Source organism: Thermogemmatispora sp., assembly GCF_019683635.1.
Classification (GTDB): Bacteria; Chloroflexota; Ktedonobacteria; order Ktedonobacterales; family Ktedonobacteraceae; genus Thermogemmatispora.
Genome location: NZ_JADGIA010000171.1, coordinates 1 through 11,742, shown reverse-complemented (window position 1 = coordinate 11,742; position 11,742 = coordinate 1). Strand labels below are relative to the sequence as shown.

The following is an 11,742-nucleotide window of genomic DNA, read 5'->3' as shown; positions in this document are numbered from 1 at the left end:
CCCCCTTGACATCCTTTCAACCTTGTAGTATCATGAAAACGCCGACGCGGGGTGGAGCAGCGGTAGCTCGTTGGGCTCATAACCCAAAGGTCGCAGGTTCGAATCCTGCCCCCGCAATCCCGTCAGCGCTTTTTCCTGCACGCTGCCTGCTTTGGACAGACAGCACAGGCCCGCTGACAGGCTCATCATCTGTTATGTTGACAACTATTCCGTTTTGATCACTCGCCAACGACGCGGGGTGGAGCAGCGGTAGCTCGTTGGGCTCATAACCCAAAGGTCGCAGGTTCGAATCCTGCCCCCGCAATTTCTTCTCTTGCCTCCGTTAAGGCACGCTCTAGTAACAACGCTTACTTCGCCTCACTCGTGTATGCGAGTGAGGCTTTTTCTCGTTCACCCCCTGCCCTCTCCCTGACCCTCGCTCTCCCGCGGCTCCCCCCAAAGATGGCCTTCTCCCTCTTGACAGGATGTGGTAAGATAAAGTCGAAATCACTAGCAAGGCAGCTCTGCCAGCCGGAGTCGCAGCCTCCGGCAAGGTGCTGGCTCCCCCAGGAGTGCCCTTTCTCAACAGCAGTGCTGCCCCTGGCCAGTCCGTTCGATGGCGGCGTAGCTCAGTCGGTAGAGCAGGGGACTCATAAGCCCTGGGTCGTAGGTTCGAGTCCTACCGCCGCTACCAGGTAGCGCTGAAGATCGAGGCGCTCGTCCTCGTCGCAGATCAACAGATAGATCGAAAGCGAAAAAAGAAGATAGGCCTCTCATGGTCTATCTTTTCTTTTTGTGTCATGGCCTGGGGGAGAGGGGAACAAACGTATAGTGAGGGGATAACATCGACTCACAGCGGTTTCCAGCAGCCAATTGCTCGCCGCTGCCCTCGCAAGGCAATCCTCGCGAGAGGGTGCAGCCTCATATCCACTGCGACAGCGCTCCCCTGCAACTCTGCTGCCTCAGCTACAGGGGAGGCCATCCACCAGCACTCGCCTTCGTTAGAAACAGCTACCTTGTCGCCCTGTCGCCACGCCAGCGCCAGGCGCGTGCGAAGAAAGAAGGCTGTTGCCTCAGCCTCTTACCTCTGCCCTCTACTGGAACAGCTCCGTCACCGAGCGATTCTCATGGATACGACTGATCGCCCCAGCGAACAGCTCCGCCACCGACAGAATCTTCATATTGGGTAAGCGCTTCTCTTCCGGCAGAGGAATGGTGTCCGTCACCACGATCTCCTTGATCTCGGCCTCGCGCAGCCGCTCAATCGCTGGACCCGAGAAGACGCCATGTGAGGCACAGCAATAGACCTCACGCGCTCCATGCTCACGCACGACTCGCACCGCCTGCGTGATTGAGCTGGCCGTGTCGATCTCCTCATCGACAATCAGGGCATGGCGCCCCTCCACATTGCCGATCACGTTCTTGGCCTCTGTCACCCCGTCATTGCCTAAACGACGCTTCTCGACAATAGCCAGCGGAGCATTCAGGCGGTCGGCAAGTTGACGTGCTTTCTTGGCAAATCCTTCATCGGCAGAGACCACGGTAAAGTTCTCTAGCCCCTTATCCCGGAAATAGCGCGCCTGCAGGGTCTGAGCCGTCAGCTCATCAACTGGTATATTGAAGAAGCCCTGAATCTGACCGGCATGCAGGTCCATTGTCAACACCCGGTGGGCCCCGGCCACCGTGATGCAATCCGCCAGTAGCCTGGCCGTGATAGGGACCCGCGGCTGATCCTTCTTGTCGGTGCGACCATAGGCATAGTAGGGAATGACCGCCGTGATGCGCTGCGCCGAGGCCCGCTTGAGGGCATCGATCATGATCAGCAGCTCCATGATCGAGCGATTGACCGGCGAGCTGAAAGGCTGGATGACGAAAACGTCGTTTCCACGAACGTTTTCGTTGATCTTAACAAAAATGTTTTCGTTGCTAAACTGGAAGACTTCGGCCTTTCCCAGCTCGATCCCCAGGTGACGGCAGATGGCAGCAGCCAGCACGGGATTGGCGTTACCTGTGAAAACACTGAGCTTGTTCATAGCACCTCCGGCCTGCCTGCGCCCAGTATAGCACAAGGCCGTCTCCATGTAAACTATGGATGACTTAAAAAGAACCTACTCCGATTTTAGCGAGAAATAATAGTGTTACGTGCTTGGAGAAAGCAAGTTGGCAGGATAAGACCAGACAACAGCAGGAGCAAAGCAGGCTTAGCCGCCGTCCCTCGCTCAGACAACGACGCCCGATCCTGGCCAGGGCTGGAGCGACGGAGAGGCCAGGCCCAGCACCAGGCCACATAAGAGATCATAGCCCGAACTGGCGCCCAGGGCAAGCACAGCCTGCGCTCGCGCAAGCAGGCGCTCCTCCTCTTCCTCAGCCAGACTTTCCAGCAGCTCAAGCAGTGGTAGAGCAAAGCAGCCGCGCGCAGCCCACGAGAGCCAGGTGCGACTCAGCAGATGGGTCCGCGGTCCAGCCACCGCCACCAGTTGCGCACAGGTCTCAAGAAAGGCTGGTTCAGCGCCACGGAGCCACCAGCCAGCGGCCAGCCAGCCAGTAAGCAGATCATCGCCCGAGGGAGTAAGGCCCGGCCCGCGTCCGGCCAGCAACTCAGCCAGCGCCTGCGGCTCCTCTGGCAGCCAGCGCTCTCCATTGAGCGCTGCGCTCATGGCCGCCAGTAAGGGATGACCCTCCTCCTGGCGCACCCTCAGCAGTTCAGGAGCCAGCAGCATCCTGCGCAGGCGCTCACGGTTCCGCCCCACTATCGTCGGCTCAAGCTGCCGCGGGCGCTTGAGCTGTGTCCTCCAGCGCGGGCAACTACTCAGGTCCACTGACCAATGAAGATCTTCTATATATAGACGCCAGGCCCCCAGCAGCACCGGCATGCCGGGCCGCAGGGCGCTGAATGGAAAGGCTCCTCGTGCGGCCCCCAAACGAATACCATTCGGCACAGCTGGGCCATCCTGTGCATTCAGCGAGAGGACGAACTCAGGCGGGAAGAGCAGATTAGCTGCTGCAGAGAAAACGCTGTGCACCTCTCCACGCTGCACCGCACCGGCGATGATCTCCGCCAGCGCCTCGCTATAACCCAGCGCCGGGCAGATGAAAGCCACCCGAGGACCAGGGGCCAGGCCCGCCATTACTCCGCTGTCTCCTTCGGGGTCGAGATCAGCAGGCGCAGGAAACTGGTAATGGCCAGGAAAATCAGGGCGTAGACGGCCATAGCAATCAAAGTCGGCCATTCAAAGGCCCAATTATGCAGCGATGGGGTTTTGACAATGCCATTGAAGGGCAGCAGAATAATCCCAGTCAGAGCGTAGAGCAGGCCAGCAAAGGCATTGCCGGGGTCAGCAGCAATGAGGCGGAAGATAAAGCGAAGCAACAAAGCCACCTCCAACACCGCCAGAAACCACCACAGAAAGTCTTTAAACTTGCCGATTGCAAAGACCAGGGTACGAGCTTCGCTCTCTCGATTGACCATCTCCAGCTCAGCCATCGGCGGCGGAGGCGCCGCTGGAGCTGGCATCGGCTCGTACGGCGGCGGAGGCGCCTGCTTCGGCTGCAGCTCCTCCATCGGAGGTAATGCGCCTGGTGGCGGCACTCTGCCAGGTTCGACGCTGGTCGGATCGCTGTAAAATGGGTCCCCGTGCATAGCACCTCTCCTCTGTTCATCAACTGTCCACAGGAGCGAATAAAGCAGAGAGTCTCACCTGCAAGGATTATAACATACTATGTCCTACTATGAACTATTGCGTTTGAGTAAAACGACCCCCTCGGCGCGCGCAATCAGACGAAACTGCCCGGAAGCCGTCAGGCGATTGAGAATCTCGATCGTACTGGCACGATCCTCGGGGAAGACCGCGTTGAGATCAACAATGATGTAGTCAACCGTATACTGCTTGCCATCGATTGTACCGGTAAACGATGGAAAGACTGCTAAACGCTGTCTTTCACTAAGGTGAGGATTCAAATTATCTCCTGCAGAAACAGAGGCATCGGGAGGGATCATCGCCAGAAGCTGCTCAATGTGCTGCTCGCGCGGCCCAGGCTCATGATCGGCCCAGAAGCTATTGAGGATGGGCGCCTCAGCGACATAATTGACGCCTATGAGCAGCAATATCCATAACATGGCATACCACTGCAGACGTGTCAGGTTGATCTGCTGGGCCAGAGGTATCATACGCGCACAGAAGCGCTGCCAGTGCCTGCGCCACCAGGCTGGCCGGAGCAGGCGCAGGTACCAGTTTCGTCCCCAGGCTTGCAGCGCCTGACCGCGCTCTGTCGACAAGAACTGCGCCAACCACGCCGGCCAGGCGCTCTTCCCGGCTGCCGCGCTCTCTTCACCAGATGCCCCGTCGTGCACCGCTTCCTGTCTCCGCTCCGGCACCATCAGCTCCAGTGGGGGCAGCGGCTCCCCGCGCCAGCTTGCCCAGAGAGCCAGAAAGCGCCGCAGACCGACGATCCCCGCCATCACCGCAAAAGGAATGATCGAGGCATTGTAGTGGTAGACGCCACTGTAGAGGGCCGGATCGGTATTCAGAACATTGACCGCCAGACTTGGCAAGGTCGGAATCAGCCATTCAGGGGCGAGCAGAGCAAGAAAGCCCGTATTTCTGATCAGGCTGGCCAGATAGTAGAAGCGCTCCACCGTCAAAAAGGTGGTGAAGAGCAGCCAGGGATGCAGCAGTAAATTAACTATCGCGGCACCGGGAGAGCTACCCAGCGTCTCGTAGCGGTACCAGAAGTTATTGGCCTGCTGACCTGGGAAAAAGTGGGGAATGATCACCCCAAAAGCCAGAGCCGACCAGAGGAAGCCGCCTATGCAGAGCGCCAGGCCCAGGCGCGGCAGGCGATAGCGCCAGATCATCAAGAGGCCCAGCAAGCCGATCGCCAGCGGCACATCCTCCTTACAGGAAGCCGCCAGGAAGCAACAGAGCACCAGGAGCACGTAGCGGCGATAGGTAAGGGCCAGCAAAGCGTAGAGAAGCAAGGGCGTAGCCAGACTAACGGCGTGAAAATCGAAGATGTTGAGGCCCAGCAAAGCCGGCGCGAGCAGGTAGGCCACCACGCAGAGAGCGGCCAACAATGGCCAGCGCGGCAGATAGTAGCGGGCCAGCAGAAAGACGGGGACGGCCCCCAGCGCCAGCACCAGCGTCTGAAAGACAAGCAGAGTGCGTGGATCGGAGCGAATCACATAGAGGAGAGCGAGCAGCAACAGAATGGGTTCAAAATGCACCCCCAGACGTGTAGGGGGACCATACCAGTCGATCGCCTGGTTTGTGAACTGGAAAGGCCGGCCATGCAAGGTGTTCCAGATGGCCTGGTCGTAGTTACCAAGGTCGAAGGCCGTCGCCTTGAACGTATCGTAGCGGAGTACGGCCTGATGGCTCATCTCCAGAAAATAGATCACTGTTGCCAGCACAACCAGGCCCCAGGCCAGCCATGTCTGGGCCCGCAGATTGAATAGCTTCATAGCTCCTCTGCGCTACTCTTTTTTCTCTTCACGCCTTCCACCGGCGCCCTTCCACCTCACCTCGCTATCTCCTACGCCCGGCTTCGTTCTCCTCCCCTCTATTGGCCCCCTTATATATAAATGACATTCTGCCAGATACCGATACCCACCAGGATGATAAAGGACCAGACAATGACATACTCTGGCCACGTACCTGTGCGGAAGCGCCACTTCGGATTAGGCGGGAAGCCAAAGCGCTTCGGGTTGGGCCAGAGCAAGGGCACACCGCCCTCAGTGAGGGCATCGCAGAGAATATGGACGATGCAGCCGAAGAGCACGGCGAAGAAGATCATATGGGTCGCATTCATGAGGTTGGCCGGTGCGCTCAGACCGCGCATCGCGAGCAGGGAGAGGACCAGTTGCTGAGCCCCCAGCGCAAGCAGTGAGCCCAGTAGCAAACCAAGCAGACTGTGAAAGAGGGTACGATGGCCGGCTATGTGCTGGATCTCGCGGCTGATCCAGCCGAATTTGCGCCCCAGTGTGCTATGGGCGTTATCGATGTCCGGCAGCAAGGCGCCAAAGCCCACAGCCACATAGTAGATTGCCTTAGCCACGACGAGCTTGAGCGGGACACTGGGAGCCAGGGTAATCGAGGGTCCGCTCAGGTGAACCAGACTGTCCAGAACAACACCTGCCGTGAGGCCAATAAGAAGATGTGACCTGCCTACCATAACAGCGTTTTCTCCATCCGCAGCGAAGATTGAGCTTCTTCCTTGAGCGAAGGCTTCACGCGGCTATTGTAGGGGGTCTTCAGTGACTGCGCAAGAGGATTTCCACGCAGAATCAGCAACCCAGGGCAATGGCCCTGCTCCCCAGAGAAAAGACCAGCCTCTCTTGTCCCCCGCCCTCTCGCTCGAACCTGGCCAGCTGCCCGCTGAGACCGAGGTGGTCAAAAAGCTATAAGCAAGAGGCGCCTGGCTCCAGCACGAACCTTCGTGAACTGATCAGACAGTTTATTGTTGAGTTTGAAATTCAATCGGGAGGAAGAGCGACCTTAATCAGACCATCCTCAACACGCACAGGATAGAGCACCAGGTCCTGACGGGCAGGACCACGCAGGACTTTGCCCGTGCGAAGGTCGAACTGCGCTCCGTGGACGGGACAGGTGAGCACACTGCCCTGCAGCTCTCCCTCGTAAAGGCGCCCACCAACGTGGGTACATTCACCATTACAGGCATAGACCACGCCGTCGATCTTAGCCAGACAGATCGGCTCACCATCGACCTCTACTCCCAGCAGCTCCCCCTCTCCCAGCTCATCCCAGCGTGCAACGGCGAGAAACTCACTCATGGCAGCTTCATTTTCCCTCGCGAGCTTTGATTTGTTTATACCCGTTGTAGCCACTGTAGCGCTTGCCCTGGCAAAAGATGCCGTCGCTGGCCTGTGGCAAGCCAGCAGACGGACTTTCCAGGCCGCTCAGCCTTCAGGTTGTTCAGATGCCGCGTCCCTGGACAGGGATGATGGCCCCGGTGACGCCATCGCTGGCGGAGGTAGCCAGGAAAATGGCCACCTCGGCAATCTCACGCGGGCTGACCCATCTGGCGCGTAGCTCCTCGGGGGAGGGATGCAGCTCGTCCAGATTGGACTGCGTCGCAATCAGACCCGGGGCAATGGCGTTTACATAGATCCCGACAGCCTTGCCTGCCTGAGCAAAGGTACGGGTCAGGGCATCCACCCCAGCCTTGGCACAATTGTAGGCCAACGTCTGCGCCCCCGCATTCTGAATGCTGTAGGCCCGACTAAAGTTGATAATCTTGCCACCACCCTGGGCCAGCATCACCGGCCAAACTGCGCGCGTACAGAGAAAGGCCGTGCGTAGATTATTATTCAGCTCCTTCTCCCAGTCCTGCAGTGAATACTCGTGAGGGGGACCATACTTCGTCAGCCCGCCAGCCAGATTGACCAGCACATCGATGCGACCCTGCCAGGCCACTGCCTCCTCAACCAGGCGCTGCGCTCCCTGCTCGCTGGTCAGATCGACAGCCACTCCCTTGACTCTGGCGCCTCGCGTCTGCAGCTCAGCGACCCGGGCCGCTACACGTTCCGCACTGCGCGAGGCGATCACCAGCGTCGCCCCCTCCTCAGCAAAAAAGCCGGCCAGGGCGAAGCCCATCTGGCCCGGATGACTCACGCCGGTAATCACCGCAACTTTACCTTCCAGGCGCATCGTTCAGGCAGCTCCTTTCCGTCACTACACGCATCCGCGGCATCGCCAGGCCCCATCAACCAGGCTCACAGCTCATCATCATGCTCCGGGCGCTCCAGGCCAGCCAGGACCAGGCTTTTATGGAGAACACGCAGCCCTAAGAAGGCACACTTCATACGCGCAGGACTGATCGGAATCCCCAGCGCCTCCAGGATGTCATCTTTGCCCAGACGCACCACTTCCTCTACGCTCTTGCCCTGTACCATCTCTGTCAGCATCGAAGTGGCCGCCTGGCTGATCGCGCAGCCCCGGCCCTGAAAGCGCACCGCCGTAACATGATCGCCTTCAACCAGGAGATCCATGCTCACCTGATCGCCACAGAGCGGATTGGAGTCCTCCACGTGCACCGTTGGATTCTCCAGCCGCCCATAGTTGCGCGGATCACGGTAATGGTCCAGAATATACTCGCGATAATCCATCGACATAGCGCTGCCTCCCAGGTAAGGAATCAACCAGGCGGCAAGATAGCCTGGAGAGACCTGCCACAGCCACCCTTCTCCTCTTTGGCTTCTGCCACCCTCTCCTCTCCTGTCTACCTCACCGCACCCGGTTCCCGTGCCCCACGGCCCAGCGCAGGCGCGGCCAGCCAGTCAGCGCAGCAGCGACAGTTTTGCAGGCAGCGTAAAGCGGCCAGGCACGGGATTAGTATAGTATAGACCTAGACTTGAAAAATCTCCAGCGCCCGCCGCAGTCCCTGCACCAGCACATCGATCTCCTCTGGCAGCGTATAGACATAGAAGCTGGCGCGTGCCGTTGCCACCAGGCCCAGATGCTCCATCAGAGGCTGTGCGCAATGATGGCCAGCGCGAATCGCTACCCCGAACTCCTGATCGAGAATGGAGGCCAGATCGTGGGGATGGATATCAGCCAGTGAAAAAGAAACCACTCCGCCGCGCTGCTCCTCGGCGACCGGCCCATAGATCCGCAGCTGAGGAACCGTCTGCAAGCGCTCCAGGGCATAGGCTGTAATCGAGCGCTCATGCTGGCGGACCCAGTCCATACCGAGTGCGCTCAAATAATCGACAGCCGCCCCCAGACCAACAGCCTCGGCGATGGCCGGCGTTCCCGCCTCAAACTTCCAGGGCAGATCGTTCCAGGTCGAGGAGCGCAGACTGACACTACGGATCATATCGCCGCCGCCGAGAAAAGGCGGCATGGCCTCTAGCAGCTCGCGCTTGCCGTAGAGCACGCCGATCCCTGTCGGGCCTAGCATCTTATGGCCGCTAAAGCAGACAAAATCAGCATCCAGCTCCTGGACATCCAGCGGCAAGTGAGGCGCGCTCTGAGCGGCATCCACCAGGACCACTGCCCCAGCAGCATGGGCCTGAGCGACCATCTCCTTGACGGGATTAATCGTCCCCAGGACATTGGACATCTGAGTAAAAGCCACCAGCTTCGGCTCCTGCTCCAGCAGTCGGGCGTAGACATCGAGCTGCAGCAGCCCCTCGGGCGTCAACGGCACAAACTCCAGCCGCGCCCCACTGCGCTGAGCCAGCAGCTGCCAGGGGACCAGATTGCTGTGATGCTCCATTGTCGTCAGCACGATCAGGTCGCCGGCCTTGATGTTCGCCCAACCCCAACTATAGGCCACCAGATTAATGCTCTCGGTCGTATTGCGCGTAAAAATGATCTGCTTGCTCTGGCGCGCGTTGATAAAGCGCGCCACCTTCGTCCGCGCGCGCTCCAGAGCCTCCGTGGCCTCCTCACTGATCTCATAGACGCCACGGTGCACATTGGCATGAGAGCTGCGATAGTAGGCATTCATGGCCTCAATGACCGCCAGCGGCTTCTGCGAACTGGCCGCGCTATCCAGATAGACCAGCGGCTTGCCATGAACCTGTCGCGACAGGATCGGGAAATCGCGTCGGATCTCCTCCACACTGCGCGGCTCGCGGTGCACCTCAACAACGTCCTGCATGGTATTCCCTGATCTCTTTCTCTCAACAATTCGCTCGTCGGATGGGGCCGCACCTCCCGGGCAACACAAGACAAACAGCGAGGAAGGAAGGAAGAGCGATGTCTCAGATCCTTCCTCACGCCCCCAGGCGAGCGCAACAGCAGCCAAAGCCAGCCAGAAAGCAAAGAAAGAGAGGAGGAGCAGCGAGCCAGGCTCGCATCCTCCGTCCCTGGCCAGACGGGGGCAGCGGGCACCTCTTCCCGTGCCTATTCTGGCAGCAGACGGATCTCCTCCTCTTCCGAAGGACGATCAAAGCTCACCGCGCCCTCATCGACGCCTTCGATCTCCCAGCGCTCCTGAGCCTCGATCCAGTCGGCCTCGGACTCATGGCCGCCCCGCATGCGGCGTACAATATTACGGCGCAGGCGCGTGCGCAGACTATCGAGCGTAATCCGCTGCAGGACCGGCTCAAAGAAGCCCTGGACAATGATCCGCTCGGCCTCATCCTTGGGAAGGCCCCGAGCCATCAAGTAGAAGAGCTGCTCCTCATCAACCTGGCCGGTCGTTGCGCCGTGGCTCGCGCTCACCTCGTTGGCGCCGATCTCCAGACCAGGAATGGCCTCCGCGCGGCAATGCTTGCTCAGCAGCAGATTATGCTCCGACAAGAAGGAAGCCGTCTGCTGTGCTCCTGGCTGCACGCGGATCATCCCATCGAACTCCACGCGCGACTCATCGGTCAACGCTCCATGTACCAGCGTCTCAGCGTTCGTCGACAGGCCCACGTGATTTGAGAGGCTCTTAATCACAAAGCGCTGGTCCTGGTCGCTGAAGAAGACGCCCACCAGCTCGGCGGCGCTGCCATTACCGATCAGATTCGAGCCGATATTGGAGAACGTCAGGCGGCTGCCCAGATCGGCCATCACCCACGAGACGCTGCTATCGGCCTCGTGGATCGAATTCTTATGCATCACACTCCAGACATTGCGCCCCAGGTCCTGGAGGCTGGTGTACTCGATGCGCGCCCCATTCTTCGTAAAGACCTCGACCACCGCGCTCAGCAGAGAAGGCTGCTCGCCCTCGAAGGCCGAGGCATACTCTTCCACATAGCGAGCGCTGCTCAGCTCATCAGCGATAATCAAGGTGTGGGCGAAGGCCGCCGCCGCCGGCGCATCGAGCCAGATCTGAGCCAGGATCGGCTCCTCGATCTCCACGCCACTGGGAATGTAGAGGAAGATGCCGCCACTCCAGAAGGCTGCGTGGAGAGCCGTATACTTATCAGTGGCCAACGGCACAGCCTGGGTCATAAAGTAGCGCTGCACCAGATCACCATGCTCGCGCACCGCCGTATCAAGGTCGGTGAGAATCACGCCGCGGCTCTTCAGCTCCTCGGACAGCTCGACACGCACCACCGAGCTATTGCGCTGCAGCACCAGGCCCGAACGCTCAGAGGCGCCGACAAGGGCATCGCGCAGCCCCTCCTCGATGGAAGCCGGCAGCGCCCCATTGCCATCGGCAGGCAGATAGGGATACAGCTCCTGGAAATGGAAGCGCGCCAATCGCTGCAGCGTCCCAAGGTCGCCACGCCGTCCCAGGGGGGCCGGCGTCTGCTCATAGATTTCCCAGGCTTCCAGCCGCTTCTGCAGCATCCACTCAGGCTCACCCTTGCGACGCGAGAGGGCGATCACCGCCTCACGAGAAAAGCCGGTTGTAGCCAGAGCCTCAGTCATTGATAGCCACCTCGCTCCCCTCGGGACGGAGCCACTCGTAACCCTTCTCTTCCAGCTCCAGGGCCAGCTCCTTGCCGCCGGAGCGCACAATACGACCGTCGAACATTACATGCACGAAATCAGGTACAATGTAATTGAGGATGCGCTGATAGTGCGTAATTACCAGCAGGCCCAGCTTAGGACCGCGGAGGGCATTGACGCTATCGGAGACGATCTTAAGGGCGTCGATATCGAGACCCGAGTCGGTCTCATCCATCATGGCGATTTCCGGCTCCAGCAGGGCCATCTGCAGGATTTCTGCACGCTTCTTTTCGCCACCGGAGAAGCCATCGTTGATCGAGCGGTTGATGAAGCTGTTATCGACCTTCAGCAGCTTCATCTTCTCGCGCAGCAGATTGCGGAACTCAGAGGGGGGGATCGTCTTGCGCGGGGC

Annotated in this window: 10 protein-coding genes, 3 tRNA genes and 1 pseudogene; 3 read left to right on the top strand and 11 right to left on the bottom strand. The window is 59.5% G+C overall.

Going from position 1 to position 11,742, the window contains the following annotated elements; genetic code table 11:
* The first annotated feature begins 45 nt into the window (after positions 1-45).
* From IRZ31_RS16445 to IRZ31_RS16435, 3 genes are all read left to right on the top strand, one after another.
* A tRNA-Met gene (locus tag IRZ31_RS16445) sits at positions 46-117 on the top strand.
* A 115-nt stretch (positions 118-232) separates the two neighbouring features.
* Positions 233-304, top strand: a tRNA-Met gene (locus IRZ31_RS16440).
* 293 nt (positions 305-597) lie between these two features.
* A tRNA-Met gene (locus tag IRZ31_RS16435) sits at positions 598-673 on the top strand.
* Between the two features lie 400 nt (positions 674-1,073).
* Here IRZ31_RS16435 and IRZ31_RS16430 read toward each other — a convergent pair.
* From IRZ31_RS16430 to sufC, 11 genes and pseudogenes are all read right to left on the bottom strand, one after another.
* On the bottom strand, positions 1,074-2,012 hold the full coding sequence (locus IRZ31_RS16430) for a ribose-phosphate pyrophosphokinase (RefSeq protein ID WP_297155574.1): 939 nt from the start codon (positions 2,010-2,012) through the stop codon (positions 1,074-1,076).
* 186 nt (positions 2,013-2,198) lie between these two features.
* On the bottom strand, positions 2,199-3,107 hold the full coding sequence (locus tag IRZ31_RS16425; RefSeq protein ID WP_297155573.1) for a DUF2877 domain-containing protein: 909 nt from the start codon (positions 3,105-3,107) through the stop codon (positions 2,199-2,201).
* Entirely contained in the window at positions 3,107-3,619 is a 513-nt protein-coding gene (locus IRZ31_RS16420; RefSeq protein WP_297155571.1) for a YggT family protein, read from the bottom strand. Before IRZ31_RS16420 ends, IRZ31_RS16425 begins: the two co-directional genes overlap by 1 nt.
* 87 nt (positions 3,620-3,706) lie before the next feature.
* On the bottom strand, positions 3,707-5,440 hold the full coding sequence (locus IRZ31_RS16415) for a DUF2079 domain-containing protein (protein ID WP_297155569.1): 1,734 nt from the start codon (positions 5,438-5,440) through the stop codon (positions 3,707-3,709).
* A 110-nt stretch (positions 5,441-5,550) separates the two neighbouring features.
* Entirely contained in the window at positions 5,551-6,150 is a 600-nt protein-coding gene (locus IRZ31_RS16410; protein WP_297155567.1) for a metal-dependent hydrolase, read from the bottom strand.
* Positions 6,151-6,451: 301 nt separating this feature from the next.
* Complete coding sequence (locus tag IRZ31_RS16405; protein ID WP_151729346.1) at positions 6,452-6,769, bottom strand: non-heme iron oxygenase ferredoxin subunit; 318 nt, start codon at positions 6,767-6,769, stop codon at positions 6,452-6,454.
* Positions 6,770-6,911: 142 nt separating this feature from the next.
* A complete protein-coding gene (locus IRZ31_RS16400; RefSeq protein WP_297155564.1) occupies positions 6,912-7,646 on the bottom strand; it encodes an SDR family NAD(P)-dependent oxidoreductase in 735 nt (244 codons plus the stop codon).
* Between the two features lie 65 nt (positions 7,647-7,711).
* The gene (sufU, locus tag IRZ31_RS16395) at positions 7,712-8,110 is read right to left on the bottom strand and encodes a Fe-S cluster assembly sulfur transfer protein SufU (protein ID WP_297155562.1); all 399 of its coding nucleotides are present in this window, start codon (positions 8,108-8,110) and stop codon (positions 7,712-7,714) included.
* Between the two features lie 233 nt (positions 8,111-8,343).
* Positions 8,344-9,603, bottom strand: a complete 1,260-nt coding sequence (locus IRZ31_RS16390; RefSeq protein WP_297155560.1) for a cysteine desulfurase — start codon at positions 9,601-9,603, stop codon at positions 8,344-8,346.
* Between the two features lie 245 nt (positions 9,604-9,848).
* Complete coding sequence (gene sufD / locus IRZ31_RS16385; RefSeq protein ID WP_297155558.1) at positions 9,849-11,309, bottom strand: Fe-S cluster assembly protein SufD; 1,461 nt, start codon at positions 11,307-11,309, stop codon at positions 9,849-9,851.
* A pseudogene (gene sufC, locus IRZ31_RS16380) lies at positions 11,302-11,742 on the bottom strand (Fe-S cluster assembly ATPase SufC); the annotation flags it as partial. The gene sufD and the pseudogene sufC, both read right to left, overlap by 8 nt.